General features: G+C 73.1%; 17 protein-coding genes. 9 read left to right on the top strand and 8 right to left on the bottom strand.

The annotated features are described in order from the left end of the window. The first annotated feature begins 8 nt into the window (after window positions 1-8). Window positions 9-863, top strand: a complete 855-nt coding sequence (locus AB0M79_RS15810) for a hypothetical protein (protein WP_364213342.1) — start codon at window positions 9-11, stop codon at window positions 861-863. Window positions 864-896: 33 nt separating this feature from the next. Here AB0M79_RS15810 and AB0M79_RS15805 read toward each other — a convergent pair whose 3' ends face one another. Together AB0M79_RS15805 and AB0M79_RS15800 are read right to left on the bottom strand one after the other, a co-directional pair. Further along, on the bottom strand, window positions 897-2033 hold the full coding sequence (locus AB0M79_RS15805) for a DUF4192 domain-containing protein (RefSeq protein WP_364213339.1): 1137 nt from the start codon (window positions 2031-2033) through the stop codon (window positions 897-899). Window positions 2034-2134: 101 nt separating this feature from the next. Beyond that, entirely contained in the window at window positions 2135-2647 is a 513-nt protein-coding gene (locus AB0M79_RS15800) for a GNAT family N-acetyltransferase (protein ID WP_364213336.1), read from the bottom strand. A gap of 156 nt (window positions 2648-2803) precedes the next feature. Between AB0M79_RS15800 and AB0M79_RS15795 the strand changes: the two genes are divergently transcribed. The 5 genes from AB0M79_RS15795 to AB0M79_RS15775 all read left to right on the top strand — a co-directional run bounded on the left by AB0M79_RS15795 (window position 2804) and on the right by AB0M79_RS15775 (window position 9762). After that, entirely contained in the window at window positions 2804-3694 is an 891-nt protein-coding gene (locus AB0M79_RS15795) for a fructosamine kinase family protein (protein WP_364213333.1), read from the top strand. Window positions 3695-3737: 43 nt separating this feature from the next. Next, complete coding sequence (gene moaA / locus AB0M79_RS15790) at window positions 3738-4754, top strand: GTP 3',8-cyclase MoaA (RefSeq protein WP_364213330.1); 1017 nt, start codon at window positions 3738-3740, stop codon at window positions 4752-4754. Window positions 4755-4756: 2 nt separating this feature from the next. Next, window positions 4757-5011 (top strand): MoaD/ThiS family protein, encoded by a 255-nt coding sequence (locus AB0M79_RS15785; protein ID WP_364213327.1) that lies wholly within the window; start codon window positions 4757-4759, stop codon window positions 5009-5011. 16 nt (window positions 5012-5027) lie between these two features. Next, window positions 5028-6308 carry a metallophosphoesterase gene (locus tag AB0M79_RS15780; RefSeq protein WP_364213324.1) on the top strand — a complete coding sequence of 427 codons (1281 nt, stop codon included), beginning with the start codon at window positions 5028-5030 and terminating at the stop codon, window positions 6306-6308. 226 nt (window positions 6309-6534) lie between these two features. Then, the gene (locus AB0M79_RS15775; protein WP_364213321.1) at window positions 6535-9762 is read left to right on the top strand and encodes a UvrD-helicase domain-containing protein; all 3228 of its coding nucleotides are present in this window, start codon (window positions 6535-6537) and stop codon (window positions 9760-9762) included. 16 nt (window positions 9763-9778) lie between these two features. Here AB0M79_RS15775 and AB0M79_RS15770 read toward each other — a convergent pair whose 3' ends face one another. After that, on the bottom strand, window positions 9779-10396 hold the full coding sequence (locus AB0M79_RS15770) for a prepilin peptidase (protein WP_364213318.1): 618 nt from the start codon (window positions 10394-10396) through the stop codon (window positions 9779-9781). Window positions 10397-10636: 240 nt separating this feature from the next. Here AB0M79_RS15770 and AB0M79_RS15765 point away from each other — a divergent pair, with 240 nt between their 5' ends. The 3 genes from AB0M79_RS15765 (at window position 10637) to AB0M79_RS15755 (ending at window position 13777) form a co-directional block, all read left to right on the top strand. Continuing rightward, entirely contained in the window at window positions 10637-11440 is an 804-nt protein-coding gene (locus tag AB0M79_RS15765) for a flagellar basal body protein FliL (protein WP_364213315.1), read from the top strand. Between the two features lie 247 nt (window positions 11441-11687). Beyond that, complete coding sequence (locus tag AB0M79_RS15760; protein ID WP_364213312.1) at window positions 11688-12422, top strand: hypothetical protein; 735 nt, start codon at window positions 11688-11690, stop codon at window positions 12420-12422. Window positions 12423-12544: 122 nt separating this feature from the next. Next, entirely contained in the window at window positions 12545-13777 is a 1233-nt protein-coding gene (locus tag AB0M79_RS15755; RefSeq protein ID WP_364213310.1) for an ATP-binding protein, read from the top strand. A 66-nt stretch (window positions 13778-13843) separates the two neighbouring features. On the opposite strand, the gene AB0M79_RS15750 is transcribed toward AB0M79_RS15755, so the two are convergent. From AB0M79_RS15750 to AB0M79_RS15730, 5 genes are read right to left on the bottom strand one after another with little or no spacing between them, the layout of a single operon-like run. Then, window positions 13844-15007, bottom strand: a complete 1164-nt coding sequence (locus tag AB0M79_RS15750; protein ID WP_364213307.1) for a VWA domain-containing protein — start codon at window positions 15005-15007, stop codon at window positions 13844-13846. Further along, the gene (locus tag AB0M79_RS15745) at window positions 15004-17613 is read right to left on the bottom strand and encodes a DUF5682 family protein (RefSeq protein WP_364213304.1); all 2610 of its coding nucleotides are present in this window, start codon (window positions 17611-17613) and stop codon (window positions 15004-15006) included. The genes AB0M79_RS15750 and AB0M79_RS15745 overlap by 4 nt, the downstream gene beginning before the upstream one ends. After that, window positions 17610-18695, bottom strand: a complete 1086-nt coding sequence (locus tag AB0M79_RS15740) for an AAA family ATPase (protein ID WP_357513951.1) — start codon at window positions 18693-18695, stop codon at window positions 17610-17612. The genes AB0M79_RS15745 and AB0M79_RS15740 overlap by 4 nt, the downstream gene beginning before the upstream one ends. After that, complete coding sequence (locus AB0M79_RS15735; RefSeq protein WP_364213301.1) at window positions 18692-20290, bottom strand: DUF5691 domain-containing protein; 1599 nt, start codon at window positions 20288-20290, stop codon at window positions 18692-18694. Before AB0M79_RS15735 ends, AB0M79_RS15740 begins: the two co-directional genes overlap by 4 nt. Next, window positions 20287-21621: an SWIM zinc finger family protein gene (locus AB0M79_RS15730; RefSeq protein ID WP_364213298.1), complete on the bottom strand. Its 1335-nt coding sequence runs from the start codon at window positions 21619-21621 to the stop codon at window positions 20287-20289. Before AB0M79_RS15730 ends, AB0M79_RS15735 begins: the two co-directional genes overlap by 4 nt. Window positions 21622-21674: the final 53 nt, after the last annotated feature.

Raw genomic sequence — 21674 nt, 5'->3', positions numbered from 1 at the left:
CGCCTCCCGTGAGCACCTCTACGGACCCCCTGTACATAGCTGCGCGCCGTGTACTACTGGACGCTTTCGAAGCCCTGGCCGAACACCGAAAGGCTGTCATCCTGGCCGGCGCTCAGGCGATATACGTGCGCACCGGCGACGCTGAACTCGACATCAGCATCGCGCCATTCACAACGGACGCCGACCTCACCCTCGACCCTCGGATGCTCGGCCAGGAACCCAAGATCGAGGAAGCGATGCGGTCAGCAGGGTTCCGACTAACTACCGAGCCGGGCATCTGGATCGCCTCGACCGCCATAGGTGGCCGTACCGTTGACGTTCCAGTCGATCTACTCGTACCCGAGAGGCTCGCGGGCCGGGGCCGACGCTCGGCGGAACTGCCAACACACGGCAAGAATGCGGCCCGTCGGACCCCTGGCCTGGAGGCTGCCGCCGCCGACCACAGCAACGTACTGATCACCAGCTTGGAACCGCAGGTCGATCGACGCGCACTGCTCGTCCCAGTAGCAGGAACCGCAGCATTGCTGGTGGCAAAGGCGCACAAGCTGCATGAACGACTGACCGCCGTAGATGCCAGGCGACTGGACCGAGTCAAGCCAAAGGACGCCAGCGACGTGATCCGTCTGATGCAGTCAGATCCTGCCGACCATGTCGGAGCCAGGCTACGGACACTGGCCAACGATGACATGGCCGGCGCGAGCGTACGCGAGGGCGTCGAACACCTGCGCGAACTATTCGGCCGTAGGCGCTCTCCCGGTGTCGACCTGGCTGTCCAGGCTCTAACGACAGCCACGCCCGAGGCATTCGTCCGAACGCTGGCCCCGGCATACATGGCAACGCTGCTACGCAGTTACAACAGTTGAACGGGCCGCCCATGAAGGGCGGGCCCACGGCGGTCAGGTGCCGATCCGGCGACGGCGGGTCCGGCGGCGTGCTGGTCCGGCAGAACGCCGAGGGGGCATGCGGCCACCGGCCTGTGGCCACTCGGCGAGCATCGAGGGCGGGGTTCCCAGTTGCAGCGCCTCGTCGATCAACAGCGCCATGGGGTAGCCGGGCTCGGCGTGCAACGCCCGGTCGATCGCGACGCTCGCCAGCGCGCCGTTGCCGGCCCGCCAGGCGGCGAACGCGAGCAGGCTCGCGGGGGCGGCGGCGAGTCCGGGCTCCACCCGTCGCACCACGTCCGTCCACATCGTCACCTGCCAGTCGTCGTCGCCGATGCGTTCCCAGGCGTGGTCCCGGACCGGCAGGTGCGGCAACAGCACGGTCAGCCAGGCCAACTCGTCGTCGGTGAGCCGCCCCTGCTCCCGGTGCCGGGTCATCGCGGCCCGTACGGCGGCCTCGCCCGCGATGCGCACCACCCGGTCGGCCGTCGTCGGCGGAGCCGCCCCGTCAACCAGTTCGCGGAGCCGGTTGTCGGCGCGGCGGGTGGCCTGCCGCATCGCCTCGCGGGCCGGCCCGACGACCGGGGCGACCTGGTTGGCCAGCGCCGCCCGATCGGGGAGCGCGACCTGGCCGGCGAAGGTGGCGGCGGCCGCCACCTCGGTTGCCGCCGGGTCGTATGCGGTGCCCTCGGCGGGACAGCAGTCGACGGCGTCGCACAGGTACGACCAGTAGCGGCCCTCGGTCACCCGCAGCGCCTCCAGCACACGCAGCCGGGCTTCACGCAGCGCCGTCCCGACCAGTTCGACGGTCGGGGTGACCCGGGTCGCGGCACCGTAGCCGACGATCATCGCGCTGTCGGCCCGCTGCCTGGCGACGACCAGGGCGAGATGCCGGGCGGTGGCGTCCCGGGCCGGGGCGGACGCGCCGGGCGTGGGCAGGTCGCCCCGAGCCGCGAAGACGATCTTCGAGCCGCGAAGTGCCACCACCACGACGCTGTCGGCCGGGTGGAACCCGATCAGGTAGGGCACGGCGGCGAGGAGGTCGGCGGGCGAGCGCACGGAGAGCTTCGGCGGCGGCGGCGGCCCCGACCGGGCGCCGGGTCCGGTGGACGGCGGCTGGTCGGGCGGGGGCGGGGGATCGGTCAGGGTCATGCCGAGCAGCCTGGCCCGGCCGCCCGTTGATCGGAATGCCCTGCCCCGCGCCTGTGGACGACACGCCGGTCATCCACAGTCACGCAGAGTATTGTCGCTGCTCAGGACCGAAACCGCACTCCGTGAAGTGCGACGTCGTCGCGGTCGCCACCGCCACCACCCGGCTGCAGGTCGAGGGTCAGCTCGACGGCGGACAGCACGTCGTAGCCGGCCGCGTGCAGGCAGCGCAGAGCCTGCTCGTTGCGGGCCTGCGGGCGTACCGTCAGCTTGTTTAGGCCCCGGCGGCGGGCCTCGTCGGCGACCCGGCGGAGCAGCGCGCGACCGATTCCCCGGCTGCGATGGGTCCGCGCCACCACCACCGGTTCGACCTGCCCCGACGACCCGTCCATGATCAGACCGACCAGGCCGACCACGCCGTCGACCGGGTGTTCGGCGACCCACACGCCGGACAGGTCGAGCCTGGTCAGGTATTCCTCGAACGCCGCACCCGGGTCGGCGCCGCCGTGCCCCGGATCGGCGTAGAGCACACCATGGTGGGCGGCCAGTTCGGCGCAGAGACTCCGGCCGGCTCCGTGGTCGGCGGGCCGGTACGGGCGGATCGCGACCTCGTTCATAACGCCTGCTCACTTCGCTCGCGGCCGCCATGATTCGATCTGAGCTTGCCGATTCCTTCACTACGCTCGCTCATACCTCATCTCTACCCCCGAATCGGCCGCCGCGATACCACCTGGGGAGCACAGATTTGGCTGGGCAACGGTTAGGTTGCCCGGATGGACCTGGCCTACCTCCGGGCGCACCCGCAGCACCTGCCGACCTTCCTCACCCACCAGCGGATTCGCGAGACGCCGGTGGGTGGCGGGGACATCTGCGCGGCGTCCCGCCTCACCCTCGACGACGGCAGCTCGCTGTTCACCAAGACCTGGCCGCCGGGGCCGGCCACACCCGTACCGGAGGGGTTCTTCGCCGCCGAGGCGGCCGGGCTGGCCTGGCTGCGGGCGGCGGACGCGGTGCCCGTACCGGAGGTGGTCGTGGCCCTGCCGGACCTGCTGGCGCTCGAGTGGGTCGAGCCCGGACCGGCCACCGCCCGCGCCGCCGCCCGGTTCGGCCGGGAACTGGCGGCGCTGCACCGGGCCGGGGCGCCCGCCTTCGGCGCCGAGTGGCCGGGCTTCATCGGCGCGCTGCCGCAGGACAACACGCCGTCGGCCGGGCCGTGGTCGGCGTGGTTCGCCGAGCGTCGGCTGCTGCCCTACCTGCGGCGGTCGGTCGACAACGGCGCGCTCTCCGCGACCGAGGTCGCCCTGGTGGAGCGGCTGGTCGCCGGGATCGACGGGTACGGCGGCACGGAGCCGCCCGCCCGCCTGCACGGCGACCTGTGGCCGGGCAACGTGCTGTGGGCCGCGGACGGGCGGGCCTGGCTGGTCGACCCGGCGGCGCACGGCGGGCACCGCGAAACCGACCTGGCCCAGCTCGCGCTCTTCGGTGGCGCACCGCACCTCGCGGAGATCATCGACGGGTACGGCGAGGTGTGGCCGCTGGCCGACGGCTGGCGGGAGCGGGTGCCCGTACACCAGTTGCACTTGTTGCTGGTGCACACCGCGCTGTTCGGCGCCGCCTACGCCGGCGCGGTCCGGGCCGCCGCCGAGGCGGCCCTGCGTGCCTGAGCACCGGCTACGGCGGGCACCGGCGACGCGCTACCGTCGGACGATGACGACCGTCGGGCAGCCCGAGCGGGCCGGGCTCGCCGACCGCTTCGGTCGGACGGCGACCGACCTGCGGGTCTCGCTGACCGACCGGTGCAACCTGCGCTGCACCTACTGCATGCCGGCCGAAGGGCTGGCCTGGCTGCCGCGCGACGAGATGCTCGGCGACGCCGAGGTGATCCGGCTGGTCCGGGTCGCGGTGGAGCGGCTGGGCGTCACCGAGGTCCGGTTCACCGGCGGCGAACCGCTGATCCGCCCCAACCTGGTCGGCATCGTGGCGGCCGTGGCCGGGCTCAGCCCTCGTCCGAGGCTGTCGCTGACCACCAACGGGATCGGGTTGGCCCGGCTCGCCGGACCGCTGCGGGACGCCGGACTCGACCGGGTGAACGTGTCGCTGGACACCCTCGACCGGGCCCGTTTCGCCGAGCTGACCCGCCGGGACCGGCTGCCCGACGTACTCGCCGGGCTGGCCGCCGCGGCGGCCGCCGGCCTGACACCGGTGAAGGTCAACGCCGTGCTGATGCGGGGGATCAACGACGGCGAGGCCGTCGACCTGCTGCGGTTCGCCCTCGCCAACGGTTACGAACTGCGGTTCATCGAGCAGATGCCGCTCGACGCGCAGCACGGCTGGAACCGGGCGGAGATGGTGACCGCCGACGAGATCCTGGCCGATCTGCGGACCGGGTTCACCCTGCGACCCGACCCGACCGAACGGGGCGGCGCACCGGCCGAGACCTGGCTGGTCGACGGCCACTCCGCCCGCGTCGGCGTGATCGGCACGGTGACCCGGCCGTTCTGCGGCGACTGCGACCGCACCCGGCTGACCGCCGACGGGCAGGTACGCGCCTGCCTCTTCGCCGCCGAGGAGACGGACCTGCGCGCGGCGCTGCGCGCCGGTGCCGGCGACGCCGAACTCGCCGACCGGTGGCGGGCCGCGATGTGGGGCAAGAAGGCCGGCCACGGCATCGACGACCCGACGTTCCTGCAACCGGCCCGCCCGATGTCGGCGATCGGCGGCTGAGGGTGGCGGAATCGCAGCTCACCGTGCGCTACTTCGCCGCCGCACGGGCTGCGGCGGGCACCGCCGAGGAGACCCTCGCGGCGGTACGGTCGCTGGACGAACTCGTCGGCGTACTCGCGGCCGCGCACGGGGAACGGCTGGCCCACGTACTGGGGATCGCGAGTTTTCTGGTCGACGGAACCGCCTGGCATGATCGTCTAGCACCACTTCCGGCGGGCGCGACCGTCGACGTCCTGCCGCCGTTCGCCGGCGGCTGAGGAGGGCTTGGATTCCATGGCCGTCATCGGCTTCGCGGGGACGATCGCGGTCGTCACCGGCCTGATCCACCTCTATCTGTGGAAACGGCTGGTCCGCGACACCACCCGCCGGGGACGGTGGCGGCAGGTCGGCAGCGTGGCCGCGCTCGCCCTGGCCGTGCTCGTACCGGTCACCCTGGTCACGTCGCGGTCCGGCCTGACGTGGCTGGTCTGGCCGGGCTACCTGTGGCTCGCCGTCATGTTCTATCTGCTCGTCGTGATGTTGGTGCTCGAGATTCCGATGCTCGTCGCCCGGCTGACGCTGCGCCGCCGACCGGCTGCCGCGCCGACCGGACCGTCCGACACCGAACCGGCCACCGAGTCCCTGGTCACCGAACCGGCCCTGGTGGGCGGCGGCCCGGCCGAACCGCCGGCCCCCACCGCACCGCCCGCTCCGCCCGCGGCCGAGCCGGGCCACGATCCCGCCCGCCGGCTGCTCCTCGCCCGCGGCGCCGCGATCTTCGCCGGCCTCACCGCCACCGGCCTCACCGGGTACGGCGTGTCGACCGCGCTCGGCCCGCCACGTATCGACCGGGTGAGCATCCCGCTCGCCCGGCTCCCCCGGGCCCTGGACGGGTTACGGATCGCCACCGTCTCCGACATCCACATCGGGCCGCTGCTCGGCCGGGCGCACACCCAACGGATCGTGGATCTGATCAACGGGCTCGACGCCGACCTGGTGGCCGTGGTCGGCGACCTGGTCGACGGGCCGGTCGCGGAGCTGGGGCCGGCGGCGGCCCCGCTGGCGGATCTGCGGGCCCGCCACGGCAGTTTCTTCGTGACCGGCAACCACGAGTACTACGCCGGTGCGGAGGAGTGGGTCACCGAGGTCGACCGGTTGGGTCTGCAGGTGCTGGAGAACGAGCGCCGGGAGATCGTCACGCCGCGCGGGGTGCTCGACGTGGCCGGCGTCAACGACCCGGCGGGCGAGGGTACGGGCGCCACCGGCGGCCCCGACTTCGACCGGGCGCTCGGCGACCGGGACCCGGACCGTCCCGTCGTACTGCTGGCCCACCAGCCGGTGCTGGCACAGGAGGCGGCGAAGTACGGGGTCGACCTGCAACTGTCCGGGCACACCCACGGCGGCCAGATCGTGCCGTTCAACCTGCTGGTGGGTCTGGAGCAGCCGGTGGTCTCCGGCCGGGGCAACGTCGACGGCACCGAGGTCTACGTCACCAACGGCGCGGGCTTCTGGGGACCACCGGTACGGGTCGGCGCCCCGCCCCAGATCAGCCTGATCGAGCTACGCAGTCCTTGATCCCCGAACCGCCCACCCGGCCGGTGCGGCGCCCGGCCACCGCACCGCCCGGCACCACACCGCCCGGCCAGCGCGGCGATCAAGGAAACATCGTGCCCCCTATGCCTCTTTTATCGGGTGATTTGTCCTTGATCTACCGCACTGACGGGTAACCTGACGGGATAGTGCATGTCACGGTCGCGCGTGGCGCCCACCGCTGCCCGACGCGCGCGTGATTTGATGCGGCGTGCTTCCGTTCAGCGCTGCACCCCCCGGCGGCTCCCCCACGGCCACCGGGCCGTTCGTGGCGGACCTGCACATCCACTCCAAATACTCGCGGGCCTGCAGCCGCGACCTCAACATGTCGAACCTGGCCTGGTGGGCCCGGCGCAAGGGTGTCAGCCTGCTCGGCACCGGCGACTTCACCCACCCCGCCTGGTACGAACACCTCCGGGAAAGCCTCCAGCCGGCCGAGCCCGGGCTCTACCGGCTCAGCCGCGACGCCGAGCGCGAGATCGCCCGTAAGCTCCCGGCCCGGCTGGCCAGCGTCGCCGAGGCCAACCCGGTGCGCTACATGCTCAGCGTCGAGATCTCCACGATCTACAAGCGCGACGACCGCACCCGCAAGGTGCACCACCTCATCTACCTGCCCGATCTCGACGCCGTGGCCCGGTTCAACACCGCGCTCGCCCGGATCGGCAACATCGCCTCCGACGGGCGGCCCATCCTCGGCCTCGACTCGCGCGACCTGCTGGAGATCACGCTCGAGGCCAGCCCGGACGGCTTTCTCGTCCCCGCCCACATCTGGACCCCGTGGTTCTCGGCGCTGGGCTCCAAGTCCGGCTTCGACGCGATCGCCGACTGCTACGCCGACCTGGCCGACCACATCTTCGCCGTCGAGACCGGTCTGTCGTCCGACCCGGCGATGAACTGGCGGGTGTCCAGCCTGGACCGGTACCAACTGGTGTCCAACTCCGACGCCCACTCGCCGCCGGCACTGGCCCGCGAGGCGACGGTGTTCGCGACCGACCTCGACTACTACGCCGTACGTGAGGCGATGCGCACCGGCGACGGGCTGCACGGCACGATCGAGTTCTTTCCCGAAGAGGGCAAATACCATGCCGACGGGCACCGCAACTGCGGTGTCAACTGGCAACCCGAGCAGACCCGGGCGGCCGAGGGCCGCTGCCCGCAGTGTGGCAAGCCGCTGACCGTCGGCGTGCTCAGCCGGGTCGAGGAGCTGGCCGACCGGCCGGAGGGGCACGTGCCCGCCCACGCCCGCCAGGTCACCCACCTGGTCGCGCTGCCCGAGATCGTCGGCGAGATCAACGGGGTCGGCCCGAAGTCGAAGACCGTCGAGGGCCAACTCAACACCCTCGTCGCCGCGCTCGGCTCCGAACTCGGCATCCTGACCACCGTCCCCGTCGACGACATCGGGCAGACCGGCGGTGAACTGCTCGCCGAGGCGATCGGCCGGCTGCGGCGCGGCGAGGTACGTCGTACCCCCGGCTTCGACGGCGAGTACGGCGTCATCCGGCTCTTCGAGCCCGGTGAGCTGGACCGGGCCGGTCAGGCGCAGACGCTGTTCGACGTACCGGTGCCGCAGCAGCGGCCACCGGCGGAGGCGGCGGCCCGGCGGCGGGCGGCGACCGCCCAGGCGAACGCCGCGAAGGCCGCGAACGCCGCCAAGACCGCGAAGACCGCCAAGGCCAAGCCCGAGCCGGCCGCCGCGCCGCCGCTCCCGCCACCGCCGTCACCGCACGAGCCGTTCGAGCCGATGCTGGCCGGCATGGAGGAGGTCGGCACCGGGCTGCTCGACCGGCTCGACGCGATGCAGCGGGTGGCCGCGTCGGCACCGGGCGGGCCGCTGCTCATCGTCGCCGGTCCCGGAACCGGCAAGACGCGTACGCTGACCCACCGCATCGCCTACCTCTGCGCCGAGCTGAACGTCTACCCGGAGCACTGTCTGGCGATCACCTTCACCCGGCGGGCCGCCGAGGAACTCCGGGCCCGCCTCGACGGGCTGCTCGGCCCGGTCGCCGAGGACGTCACCGTCGCCACGTTCCACTCGCTGGGCCTGGCGCTGCTGCGGGAGAACGCCAAGGCCGCGGGGCTGCCGCCCGACTTCCGGATCGCCGACGACACCGACCGGGCCCAGGCCAGGGCCGAGGCCGGCGACGACGAGGCCGCCTACACCGACCTGTTGCGGGCCCAGGATCTGGTCGACCTCGACGAGCTGGTCACCCTGCCGCTGGCCCTGCTGCGCGACGACGCCGAACTGGTCGAGCGTTACCGCGACCGGTGGCGGTGGATCTTCGTGGACGAGTACCAGGACGTCGACGCCGACCAGTACGAGCTGTTGCGCCTGCTCAGCCCACCGGACGGCAACCTGTGCGCGATCGGCGACCCTGACCAGGCGATCTACTCGTTCCGGGGTGCGGACGTCGGCTACTTCCTGCGCTTCTCGGAGGACTTCCGGGAGGCCCGGCTGGTCCGCCTCAACCGCAACTACCGCTCGTCGGCGCCGATCCTGGCCGCGGCGGTCCAGGCCATCGCCCCGTCGTCGCTGGTCCGCGGCCGGCGCCTCGATCCGGCCCGCCTCGATCCGGAGGCGCCGCTGGTCGGCCGCTACGCGGCGGCCGGTGTGGTCGACGAGGCCAACTTCGTCGTACGCACCGTCGACGAGCTGGTCGGCGGGGTGTCCCACCGGTCGCTGGACTCCGGCCGGATCGACGGCCGGGTGTCCAACGTGTCGTTCTCCGACATCGCGGTTCTCTACCGCACCGACGCGCAGGCCGCCCCCGTCGTCGACGCGCTCTCCCGGGCCGGCATACCGGTGCAGAAGCGGTCCCACGACCGGCTCCGCGACCGGGCCGGCGTCGCCGCGATCATCCGCGAGCTGCGGCACGAGAACGGGCTCGGCGGATCGCTGGCCGCCCGGGTACGGCTGGCCGGCCAGGTGCTCGCACAACGGTTCACCGCGCCGACGCTCGACGGATCCGGTACGGCCAGTCCCGAGGACGTCTGGTCGGCGGTCGAGTTGCTGACCCCGCTCGCCCAACGCTGCGGCGACGACCTGCCGGAGTTCCTGGCCCAGGTCACGACCGGTGCCGAGGTCGACGCCCTCGACCCGAGGGCCGAGGCGGTCACCCTGCTCACCCTGCACGCGGCGAAGGGACTGGAGTTCCCGGTCGTGTTCATGGTCGGCTGCGAGGACGGGTTGCTGCCGATGCGCTGGCCGGGCACCATGCCGTCGGACGACGAGGTGGCCGAGGAGCGCCGGCTCTTCTTCGTCGGTCTGACCCGCGCGCAGAACCGCCTCTACGTCAGCCATACCGCTCGGCGGATGCGGCACGGCGGGGAGCGGGAGTGCCGGCCGACGCCGTTCCTCGACGCGATCGACTCGGGCCTCTTCGAACGGCTCGGCGACACCGAACCGCGCCGGCCGAAGGACCGCCAGCTCCGGTTGCTCTGACGACGGCCCGGGTGGCTCACGCCGTCAGGGCGACGGCCAGGAGGGCGCCGGTGAGCAGGGCCGGCCCGAACGGCAGCGGGGTGCCCCGGGCGATCCGGCCGGTGAGCAGCAGCGCCAGGGCGACCGGCCCGCCGAGCAGGTACGGCAGGACCACACCGGACAGGACGGTGTCCCAGCCGAGCCAGCCCAGCGGCAGGCCGAGCACGCCGCCGAGCTTGACGTCGCCGAAGCCGAGCCGGGAGCCCGGCAGCAGGGCGAGTACGACGTAGCCGGCGAGGCAGGCGGCGCCGGCCCCGGCGGCGCGTACGAGTCCGGTGCCGGTGCCGGTCAGGAAGGCCGCGCCGGTCAGCCCGCCGACGGCTACCCCCAGCATGGTGCGCACCAGGGGGTCCGGCAGCCGCAGGCAGGCCAGGTCGACGAAGGCGAGGACCACGCCGACGGCGGCGATGCCGAGGAGCGCCGGCAGGACGGGATCGGCACCGAGGCTCGCGGCGAGCAGTCCGAACGCGACCGCCGTGACGCCTGCGGTCACCGACCGTGCCGGCGGCGGTGCGGTCGAGTAGCGGCGGATCAGGGGTGGGAGGCGGGCGCCGAGCGCGGCGCCGGATCCGGTGACCACGAGGGTGAGCAGCACCGCCGGAGGCTAGACCGGGGCACCGCTCGCCCGGGGGTGTGACGTACGCGATCAAGGGCCGTCAGGTTGCCGACATCCCGGGTCGAGCGGCCACGGCACTTCGGGCGAACCGGGCGGACACCGCGGCTTTGGCGCACTTAGGGGAGGTGGGGGTATCGAGGGGTCACGCTACGGTGGCGTCGTACACCGCCGTCCCGTACGGGTGGCCCGTCTCGACCTCTCGTGCCAGGAGGAACGTTCATGTCCAACTACGGACCGCCCGGCGGGCCCAACCCCGGTCAGCCACCGCAGTGGCCGGCCGGCCAGCCCGACGAGCCGCGGTACGGGCAGCCGTCCGACCCGTGGGGTGGGCCGGACGCGCAGGTGTCCACCCCGCCCGTCGCGACCGGGTCCCCGGCCGGCGATCCCGGCTATCACGACTACCGCGAACCGACCCAGCCGGTCGGCGGTACCCAGCGTTTCGACCAGCAGCCCTACCCGCCACCGCCGCAGTTCGGTCCGCAGGGGCAGCCGCAGCCGGTCTGGACGCAGGCCGCTCCCGTCCCGCCGGCACGCAAGAGCAAGGGCCCGCTGATCGCCCTGGTCGCGGTGCTCGCGGTCCTGGTCCTCGGGGGCGGCGGGGTGGCCGCGTGGACGCTCCTCGGTGGTGACGAGAAGAAGCCCGACGTCGTCGGAACCGGCGCCACGACCCAGCCGGAGGGCGGTTCGGGCGCGGATCCGACCGGCGCCCCGACGAGCCCGAGCGCCGAGCCGGAGCCGGCGCCGTCGAGCGCCGCGCCCGGCTCGGACAACCCGCTGGACCAGGTCCAGAACGGTCAGTGCGTCAAGAACGAGGGCACGAACGAGAAGCCGACTCTGGTCATCGTGGAGTGTGGCGAGGGCACCTACACCGTGCTGAGCCGGATCAACGGCAAGACGAACGGGTCGGCGGACGCGAAGGCCAAGTGCGGCCGTGAGGTCGGGGTCGGCAAGTACTCGGACTGGTACTACTTCGACAGCGAGCTGGACGAACTCGACTTCGTGTTGTGCCTCCAGAAGCGCTGACTATCCGTGATCGAGCGGTCGGAGGCCGGCAGAGCCTCCGACCCGCCGGCCACAGATCCTGATGCCCGATTGATCCGTATTGTTAGGACGTCGGGCTTGCACCAATGGCGTAGAAACGAACTCATGCACCGGGCGACCCACCGTGGACTGATCACCACGGGTGGGTAGCCGGGGGCGCGCAGGCTACGGTGCGTAGGCAGCCTGGGGAATCACCGGTTGCGGAGCGCCCTTCGATCTTGGGGAGATCATGTCGAGCTACGGTCCACCCGGCCCGGGCCAGCCAGATGACCCGTACAACCAGCAGCCGCCGTACGGGAGCTACCCGCCGCCACCGCCCACCAGCGGTCCGGGTGGGTACCCTCCGCCGCCCTCGTCCTACCCCCCGCCGCCGAGTGACCCGTACGGCCAGCCCGCGGACCCGTACGGCCAGCCGGTCAGCGGCGGGTATCCGCCACCGCCGCCGACCGCCCAGTGGGGTCAGCCTGGCCCGGTCGGATACCAGCCGACGCCGCCCCCGCCGAGGCGGGGCGGTGGCGGCAAGATCGCCCTGATCATCGGCCTGGTCGTGCTCCTGATGCTCGCGCTGTGTGGGGTCGGCGTCTGGTGGCTGCTGAACTCCGACGACGACCCGGACCCGAACGCACGGCCGACGCCGACCGTGTCCGCACCGGTCGACCCGACCGGCGAGCCGTCGTCGAGCGCCTCGCCGTCGCCGTCGGCCTCGCCGTCGCGGTCGAGCGACAGCGGCACATTCGCCAAGGGCGACTGCGTGGTGAACGACGGGACCGCCGAGGACGCCGAACTGCGCAAGGTGCCGTGCGGCCCGAACACGTACGAGGTGCTGTCCCGGATCCCGTTCACCACCGACGGCGAGAAGTGCCAGACCGACCCGATCTTCGGCGACCCCGACTCGGACGCCAACTACACCCACGACAACCCGATCGACGCGGCCGACTACGTGCTCTGCCTCAAGAAGCGCTGAATTACCAAAGATAGGGCCGTCTAGCGTTGACGCTAGACGGCCCTATCTTTTGCTCGACACGCCGATACCCCGATCTACGCACATCTAGGGTTCGCGCTAGACATGCCGATACCGTGCGATGCATGGACCCGGTCCGAAACCCGTACGCGCCGGGCGCCGGCCAGCGCCCACCCGAACTCGCCGGCCGCGGCCGTGAACTCGAAGTGTTCGACGTGGTGCTCGAACGCGTCGCCCGGAGCCGCCCCGAACGCAGCCTCGTCCTGACCGGCCTGCGCGGCGTCGGCAAGACCGTGCTGCTCAACACCCTGCGCTCGCAGGCGATCGGCCGGCTCTGGGGCACCGGCAAGATCGAGGCCCGGCCGGATCAGTCGCTGCGCCGGCCGGTCGCCGCCGCCCTGCACATGGCGATCCGCGAACTCGCCCCGCACCACCGCGCCCCGGACCGGATCGACGAGTTCCTCGGCGTGCTGAAGGCGTTCGCGCTGCGGGCCAACCCACCGGCCGGTGGCCGGAGCAGCGCACCCCGGCTACGGGACCGCTGGCAGCCCGGGATCGACGTGCCGGCCGCGACCGGGCGGGCCGACTCCGGCGACATCGAGATCGACCTGGTCGAACTCTTCACCGACGCGGCCAGCGTCGCCACCGACGTCGGCACCGGCGTCGCGCTGTTCATCGACGAGATGCAGGACCTCGGCGCCGCCGACGTGTCGGCGCTCTGCGCCGCCTGCCACGAACTGTCCCAACTCGGCGCGCCGCTGATCGTGGTGGGGGCCGGCCTGCCACACCTGCCGGCGGTGCTGTCGGCCGCGAAGTCGTACTCCGAACGCCTCTTCCGCTACCAGCGGATCGACCGGCTGGACCGGATCGCCGCCGACCGGGCGCTGTGCGCGCCGGCCGAGCGGGAAGACGTCGCGTACGAGCCGAAGGCACTGGACCTGCTCTACGAGAAGTCCGGCGGATACCCGTACTTCGTGCAGGCGTACGGGAAGGCGACCTGGGACCACGCCCCCCGATCGCCGATCACGGCCGCCGACGTACGGGTGGCGGCGCCCGAGGCAGAGGCGGAACTGGCCGTCGGCTTCTTCGGCTCCCGGTTCGAACGGGCCACCCCGGCCGAACGCGACTACATGCGGGCGATGGCCGCGCTGGCGCGGGTGGAGGATGCCCAGAGCGACGACCTGGACGCCGCCGTGCCGACCGCCGACGTGGCCCGCTCGCTGGGCCGCAAGCCGGCCAGCCTCTCCCCGGCCCGGGACGCCCTGATCAAGAAGGGGCTGATCTACTCCGGGGAACGGGGCACGGTCGCGTTCACCGTCCCGCACTTCGGCCGCTACCTGCGTACGCAGCCGGGCTAGCGCCGGGACTCCCGGCCCGCCGGCCCCGCGGTATGCGGAGCCGGCGGCCAGGTCCGAACGGGACGGTCAGCCGGGAGGCTGCAACCGTTCGATGACGCTGCGCAGGTCGCGCCGTTCGATCGCCGCGGCCATCAACTCCGGGAACGCGTCCGGCGTGCAGGCGAACGCCGGCACCCCCATCGCGGCCAGCGCGGCGGCGTTCTGGTGGTCGTACGCCGGTGCCCCCTCGTCCGACAGCGCCAGCAACACGATCACCTGCACCCCGGCGGCCGTCATCGCCGCCACCCGGCGCAGCATCTCGTCGCGTACGCCGCCCTCGTAGAGGTCGCTGATCAGCACGAAGATGCTGTCCTTGGGCCGGCTGATCAGGCCCTGGGAGTAGGCGATCGCCCGGTTGATGTCGGTTCCGCCACCGAGCTGGGTGCCGAAAAGTACCTCGACCGGGTCGGCGAGCTTGTCGGTCAGGTCGACGACGGCGGTGTCGAAGACGACCATCGACGTACGCAACGCGCGCATCGACGCGAGCACCGCGGCGAACACGCTCGAGTAGACCACCGACGCCGCCATCGACCCGGACTGGTCGATGCAGAGCACCACATCACGGTGCACCGCGGTCGACCGCCGGCCGTAGCCGATCAACCGCTGTGGGATGACGGTGCGGTATTCGGGCTGGTAGTGGGCGAGGTTGGCGCGGATCGTCCGGTCCCAGTCGATGTCCCGGTGCTTGGGGCGGTTGATCCGGGTGGCCCGGTTGAGCGCACCGGTCACCGCGGCCCGGGTCTGCTGCGCGATCCGTCGTTCCAGGTCGGCGACGACCTTCGCGACCACCTGGCGGGCGGTCTCCTTGGTCGACTCCGGCATGACCCGGTTGAGCGACAGCAGCGTGCCGACCAGGTTGATGTCCGGCTCCACCGCTTCGAGCATTTCCGGCTCGAGCAGCAGGCGGGTCAGGTTGAGCCGATCGACCGCGTCGGCCTGCATCACCTGTACGACGGTCGACGGGAAGTAGGTGCGGATGTCGCCCAGCCAGCGGGCCACATTCGGCGCCGAGCCGCCGAGGCCACCCTTGCGGGAACCCGAACCACCGGCGCCGGCACCGCCGTAGAGCGCGGCGAGAGCGGCGTCGATGCCCACGTCGTCACCCCTCAGCTTCTGCCCGGTCGCGTCGGAATCACCGCCGAGCACCAACCGCCACCGACGCATCCGCTCCTGTTGGGCTTCGGTACTCATCGGACGGTCGCCTCCTGATCGGGAACGGGCGCCCAGCCCAGCAGGGCGGACACGGTCGGCACGACCAGGGCGACCCGGGCCGGGTCGAGGTCGGCCTCGGCCCGCGGTGCGGCGACCGGCGTGCCGCTCTCCAACGCCCGGGCCCGCTCCCCGATCGACCGGCGCTCCGGCGCCTCGAACTGGCTGAACGTACGTCGCAGCAACGGCAGGATCTCGACGAACACGTCCGCCGGGATCGCCGTCAGCCAGCCGTCGACCAGCGCCAGCAGGCGCGGGTCGTGGACGAGCAGCAGCCCGCCGCCGGCCAGGAAACCCTCGACCCAGGCCGCGGCGGTGGCCGGTGGCACGCCCACGGTCAGGTTGAGCGCCATCCGGTGGCCGACCTCGTCGGCGTCGAGCCGGCCGGCGTCGAACAGCAGCCGGGTCAGTCGACCGGTGAGTAGTCCGGGCAGGTCGTCGCGGTTGACGGCCCGGTCGAGGGCGCCGAGCCACCGCTCGCGCAGGTCGCCGCCGTCGACCGCCCGGCCGGAACGTCCGCCGTCCGATGTGGCCGGACCGGCCGCGCCGTCCGCTGTGGCCTCGACCGGTCCGTCCGATGTGGCTCGAACCGGACCGTCCGATGTGGCCGGCGGGCCGGGTTGGGCCGCTTCGGCGAGCAGCCCGATGGCGGTGTGCGCCAGGTCGACGTGCTTGCGCATCTCGCGGGCCGCCGCGTCGTCCAGTCCGGCGAGCGCGCCGGGCAGGTTGACGCAGGCGCGGACGACCAGGCCACCGGTCACCGACCGCAGCGCCCCGAGGTCGGTGCCGCGTACGTCGCCGTAACGAACCGTACGGGCCAGCGGCGGAAGCGCGGCGAGCAGGTGCGCGACGTCGGTGTCGAGGGCGACCCGCGCGTCGAGTGCCACCAGCACGTCGTCCAGCGCCGCCGGCAGGTCGGCGAGCAGGCACTGCTCGACCAGCGCGGTCACCTCGCCGAGACTCGTCGACCGGGCCGCCTTCTCCCGGACCCGGGCACCGGCGGCCTCGGCCACGGTGAGCCCGTATGCGCTGGCCTCGATGAGGTCGACGGCGAAACCGGGTTCCCAGCCGAGATGCCACGATTCCCAGAACGTGCCGCTGCCGCGCCGGGCCGGCGCCGGCCGTCCCCAGTCGACTCCCAGCAGCCGCAGCCGGTGCAGCAGCCGGCTGCGTTCCCGGTCGATGTCCTTGCGCAGGTCGAGATCGAGGTCGCGGGCCAGCGCCTCGGCCGGCAACCGCAACCGCTTCTGGGTGGCGGCCACGTCCCGCAGCAGCGGTACGGCCGGGGTTTCGTCGGGCACCGCGCCGAGCCGGTCACCGACCACCAACCGCCGGTCGACCAGCTCGACCCGCAGGTCGTCGCCGTCGCACAGGACGGCCCGCACCGACTCGGTGATCTCGGGCAGGCCGGGCATCGGCCGGCCCCGGACGACGGCGAGCGTCTCGGCCATCCGGACGCCCTCGATCACGTGGGCGCTGGAGACCGGAAGCCCCTCGTCGCGCAGGACGGCGGCGACCTGCACGAACCACCGGGCGACCGGGTGGTCCTCGGTGGTGAAGAGGTGGTGGTACCACCCCGGTGAGGTGACGCCGGCGCCGTAGCCGCGCCAGGAGGCGAGCCGGCCGTGGGTCCACGGCACCCAGGTCAGGCTGACCTTCGCCTTGGGTATGCCCCGCAGGATCCGGGCGTCCTGCGCGGCCGGCGGCAGCGGCGCGGTCAGGGCCGGCACGTGCCACGCACCGCAGACGACGGCGACCCGCTCGAACTCGCGGCAGGCGGCCCGCAGCGCGGTACGCATGTGCGCCTCGCGCCGCTCCTCCTCGGCCGCGTGCGATCCGGTCCGCGGATTCGCGGCCGCCCGTACCTCGGTCATCGCCTCGGCGATCGCCTCGAACGGTGCCAGCGCCCGGCTCAACTCGTCGTCACCGGCGAAGGACACGTCGAGGCGCTGCTCGACGACGTCCTCCCACCAGTCTTCCGGGCGCGGGTAGCCGGCGGCCTCGGCCAGTTCGACGATCGGGTTGCGCCGCTCGTCGCGTTCCGCGCCGAGGTCGCCGCCGACGGTCGCGAACTGCTGGGCGGCCGGCTGGTCGCAGAACCGGACCGGCACGCCGCGACCGACCGCCCAGCGCAGGGCCTGCCACTCCGGCGAGAACTCCGCGAAGGGCCAGAAGGCCGCCCGGGACGCGGGTTCGCCACCCGGCCGGGCGTCGGGGTCGGACGGGTCGGCGTCGTCGGCCGGCCCGCCCGACCCCGGTTGGCCGGAACCGTCGGGTGCGCCGGAGCCGTCCGGGGCTCCGGCGGCCGGTCCGGCCACGGTTGCCACGGCGGTGACCGGTCCGCCGGTGGTGGTGGCGGCGGCGGTCTTCGCCGTACGTGCGCGGGAGGTCAGGTCGGTCGGATAGGCCAGCAGCGCCACCGGTGGCCGCATCTGGTCCTGGCCGGCGAGCGCCACCAGGGCGTCCGCCTCGGGCGGACCCTCGATGAGGACGATGTCGGGCTGGTAGGCGTCCAGCGCCCGGCGCACCGCGCGCGCCGAACCCGGGCCGTGGTGCCGGACACCGAGCAGGATCGGGGAGCCGGTCACCCGGCGTCCCGGGCAGCGCGGTAGAAGTCCCGCCAGCCGTCGCGCTCGCGTACGACGGTCTCCAGGTATTCCAGCCAGATGGCCGGGTCGGCGGCGGGGTCCTTGACCACCGCTCCGTGGATGCCGGCGGCCACGTCGTCGGCGCGCAGTTCGCCGTCGCCGAAGTGCGTGGCGAGCACCATGCCGTTGGTGACCACGGAGATCGCCTCGGCGGTCGACAACGTGCCGCTGGGCGACTTGAGCTTGGTGCGGCCGTCCTCGGTGAGGCCGCCACGCAGCTCGCGGAAGATCGTGACGACCCGCCGGATCTCGTCGACGGCGGCCGGCATCTCGGGCAGTTCCAGCGACCGGCCGAGCGAGGCAACCCGGCGGGTGACGATCTCGACCTCCTCGTCGGCGGTGGCCGGCACGGGCAGGACGACGGTGTTGAAGCGGCGGCGCAGCGCCGAGGAGAGCTCGTTGACGCCCCGGTCGCGGTCGTTGGCGGTGGCGATGATGTTGAAGCCCTTGGTGGCCTGCACCTCGTCGCTCAACTCGGGGATCGGCAGCGTCTTCTCGGACAGGATCGTGATCAGGGTGTCCTGCACGTCCGACGGCACCCGGGTCAGTTCCTCGACCCGGGCGATCCGGCCGTCGGCCATCGCCCGCATGACCGGGCTCGGCACCAGGGCGGCCCGCGACGGTCCCTCGGCCAGCAGCCGGGCATAGTTCCAGCCGTACCGGATCGCCTCCTCGGCGGTGCCGGCGGTGCCCTGGACGAGCAGGGTGGAGTCGCCGCTGATCGCGGCGGCGAGGTGCTCGGAGACCCACGTCTTCGCGGTGCCGGGCACGCCGAGCAGCAGCAGCGCCCGGTCGGTGGCCAGGGTGGCGACCGCCACCTCCATCAGGCGGCGCGGGCCGACGTATTTCGGGGTGATCTCGTCGCCGTCACCGAGCAGGTAGGTCACCACGGCCTGCGGGGAGAGCTGCCAGCCCCGGGGGCGGGGCCGGTCGTCGGACTTGGCGAGGATGGCCAACTCGTCGGCGAACTGCTGCTCCGCGTGCTGGCGCAACACGGCTGGGGGCAGGGTGGACGTGGTCACGCAAGCTCCTCGATCATTTTCTGGCGGAAGTACAGGACTTCGGCGAGCCGCTCGATGGCCCGCTCGTAGGTGTATTGGGTCTCGTCGTTACGCAGTGCCGCGGCCCGGGCGGCGACCTCGGCGGCGGCGGACGGCGACAGTTTCCTGATGGCCAACTGGCAGAGCGCATCCGCCCGGTAGCCCTGCCGCTGGCGGGTGATCAGCACGACGACCCGGTCGAGTACGGCCGTGCCCAGGTCGGCCGGCCACGGCGCGGGGCACATCATGAGCAACTGGTAGACCTGCTGGCTGGCGTTGTCGTCGGTGAGCAGATCGCGGGCGTGCTCACTCAACTCGGCCGGCGGCAGCAGTTCGTAGAGGCCCTCCGCCGGGCGGACTCCGTAGCTGGGCCGGAGCAGCGCCTTCGCCGATGGCGCGGCGAGCAACTGCCGGGCCCACTCGACGTCGCGTTCGCGGGCCGCCGCCCGGGCCAGGCCGCGCATCAGGTTCTCCGCCCAGCCGTCGGCGTCCGGCCGGCTCAGGAGGAAGGTCGCCGGGTCCGGTGCGTAGTCCCGCCAGGTCGACAGCGGGGTGGCGGCGACGAGCGCTTCCAGCCACCAGGCCCGCTTGCCGTACCCGGCGCCGTTCCCGGGATCGGCCGACAGACCGTCACGGACCATCGCGGGATCGACCTCGGCCGGTGGCTCGATGATCAACCCGCCCGAGTCGTCGAGGCGTACGGCGGCCCGGGCCCGCTGCGCCATCCGTTCCTGGTATGCCGAACCGGACAGCCGGGCGAGCAGCCGGACGGCCTGTTGCCGGACCGCCTTGGCCCGGTCGTCGAGGGCCTTCTCCAGGAACTCCTCGTCGCCCGGCCCGAGCCGGACGGCGAGCGTGGCGATGAACCGTTCCCGGTTCGCGGCGGGTTCCTTGGACCAGGCCGCGATCAGGTGCTCACGGGCCGTATCCGGGTCGCCGCGCCTGGCCCGGGCGAGCAGGGCGGCCCGGGTGCCGGCGTTGCCCTCCTGCCAGCGGGTCTCGTCCCAGGCGACGGCAGCGGCGGACGGCGGGGCGGCCGTCTCCTCGTACGGATGGTCGAACTCCTCGGTGAGGTCGACCTCGTCCGGGTCGTCGGCCTCCTCCAGCAGGTAGCCCCAGCTCGGACGCTGCTCCGCGAGCCAGCGGGCCCGGTTGCCGCCGACCACGGCGACCAGCGAGCGGAGTTCGCGGCTGGCCCGCCCGGCGTCGAGCAGCGCCGGCAGCGACTGCGGCGGGGCGACCAGCCCGCGCCCGGCGGCCAGGCCGAGCCATTCGCGGATCAACTCGCCACGGATGTCGGCGTCGAACACGTTGCCGTCGAGCAGTCTCGTCAGGCGGTTGCCGGCGGCCTTGCCGACCGTCGGCCGGGCCTCGTCGGCCGCGGGTTCGGGGCGGGCGACCTCGCGCTCCGGTGTCCGCCCGGCGCGGCGCGAAACCGCGAGCAGGGCGGCCACCTCGAGCAGCCCGGAAGCGGGGTCGGGGGCGGTGGGCGGGACCCAGGTGGGTGGGCCGGTCCGGTCGGTGCCGACCAGGGCGGTCGACATCACCTCGGTCCAGGCGGGGGTTGCCGTGGTCACAGCGCCACCATCTTTCCGTCCAGCCAGGCGGTCATCAGTTGCAGTCCGGTCGGCGTCCACACCGCCGCCACCCGCACCGGGCGGCCACCGGCCACGGCGACCAGCACCCACGGTTCGACCGAGGACTGGAGCGGGAGGGCGTCGCCAGCGGCGTCGATCACGTGCCAACGCCCGTCGGCGACGGCGACCACGACGTCGTCGAGCAGCACCGGCCAGCGGTCGAGCCACGGGTCGGCGGCCAGCGCGGCGGCGTGGTCGTCGAGGGCGGCCGCGACGGTCGAGCCGGACACGTCGCCCGTGCCCGACCCGGTGGTGACCCCGTGCTGCTGGGAGACGAGCGCCCGCAGCGGCGCGCCGCCGGGATAGAAGCAGACGTCGGCGTCGATGACGGTGCCGGGCACCAGGTCGGCGTTCAACGCCTGGCCGGGCGCGGCGAAGGCGAGCACCAGAGCCGGCCGGGCGGTCTGCCGGCCGCGCAGCCACACCCGGCGTACGGTCAGCTTGTCGGCCGCCTCGTCCTGCCGGCCGAGGACCAACCATCTGTCGCGGGTGGCCGGGGTGGCGAGCACCTCTTCGGTGCTGGTCGGGTAGCCGACGTGCTGGCGTACGGTCGCGGCCAGCCCGGGTGGCAGGTCGTCGAGCCGGCGGTGCCCGGCCACCAGCATGCGCAGGAGAGCCAGCTCGGTCAGCAGGGCGTCGGCGGGCTGCCCGACGGCGAACCCGGCGAGCCGCTTGACCGTCGACGCGGCGGTGGAGGCCTGGGCGTCGACGAGCCGGGCGGCCATCGAGTCCCAGTGTTTGTAGCCGTGCTGGCCGGCGCCGGCGAGGCCGGCCCGGACCTGGTCGGCGAGCCAGGTGTCCAGTTCGTCGAGACCGGCGGTGACCCGGTCGGCGCGGCGTTTGGCGGTGCGGGCGGCGGCGGCCGGGTCGGCGGGGCCGGCGTTCGCCTGGCGGGTCTTGGCGCGTTCGACGCGGGCGGCCCGGGAGTCGCGCCACTCCCGCACCCACTCCGGCGGCTCGCCCGCGGCGAGCTTGCCGTCGGCCCAGAGCAGCAGCAGGGCGAGGGCGTGCTTGCACGGGAACTTGCGGCTGGGGCAGGAGCACCGGTAGGCGGGCTCGGCCAGGTCGACGCAGGTCTGGTAGGGCTTGGACCCGCTGCCCTTGCACAGGCCCCAGACGCCGCCGGGCTGCTCACCGCCCCCGTCGTGGCCGATGTCGTGCCACTTCTGGAGCGTGGCCAGGCCCCGGCCGGCCTTCTGCGACGACGCGTCCGGCGCGAGCGCGAGCACCTGCTCGGTGCTCCACCGGCTGTCGGTTACCACCTCGGACATGGCTCGGGACTGTAGCGGGGTCATGCGACAGTTCGGTGGGTAGCCAACCACCC

The sequence above is a fragment of the Polymorphospora sp. NPDC051019 genome, from assembly GCF_040683055.1.
GTDB lineage: Bacteria > Actinomycetota > Actinomycetes > Mycobacteriales > Micromonosporaceae > Polymorphospora > Polymorphospora lycopeni.
Note: the sequence above shows the minus strand (reverse complement) of the source record. Positions and strands in the feature narration are given on the sequence as shown.

Excerpts from the sequence above, each read along its gene's own strand:
- AB0M79_RS15805 (WP_364213339.1), bottom strand. The coding sequence starts at position 2,033 with ATGACCCTGACCGATCCCCCGCCCCCGCCCGACCAGCCGCCGTCCACC.
- AB0M79_RS15795 (WP_364213333.1), top strand. The coding sequence starts at position 2,804 with ATGGACCTGGCCTACCTCCGGGCGCACCCGCAGCACCTGCCGACCTTC.
- AB0M79_RS15780 (WP_364213324.1), top strand. The coding sequence starts at position 5,028 with ATGGCCGTCATCGGCTTCGCGGGGACGATCGCGGTCGTCACCGGCCTG.
- AB0M79_RS15760 (WP_364213312.1), top strand. The coding sequence starts at position 11,688 with ATGTCGAGCTACGGTCCACCCGGCCCGGGCCAGCCAGATGACCCGTAC.
- AB0M79_RS15800 (WP_364213336.1), bottom strand. The coding sequence starts at position 2,647 with ATGAACGAGGTCGCGATCCGCCCGTACCGGCCCGCCGACCACGGAGCC.
- moaA (WP_364213330.1), top strand. The coding sequence starts at position 3,738 with ATGACGACCGTCGGGCAGCCCGAGCGGGCCGGGCTCGCCGACCGCTTC.
- AB0M79_RS15755 (WP_364213310.1), top strand. The coding sequence starts at position 12,545 with ATGGACCCGGTCCGAAACCCGTACGCGCCGGGCGCCGGCCAGCGCCCA.
- AB0M79_RS15765 (WP_364213315.1), top strand. The coding sequence starts at position 10,637 with ATGTCCAACTACGGACCGCCCGGCGGGCCCAACCCCGGTCAGCCACCG.
- AB0M79_RS15750 (WP_364213307.1), bottom strand. The coding sequence starts at position 15,007 with ATGAGTACCGAAGCCCAACAGGAGCGGATGCGTCGGTGGCGGTTGGTG.
- AB0M79_RS15730 (WP_364213298.1), bottom strand. The coding sequence starts at position 21,621 with ATGTCCGAGGTGGTAACCGACAGCCGGTGGAGCACCGAGCAGGTGCTC.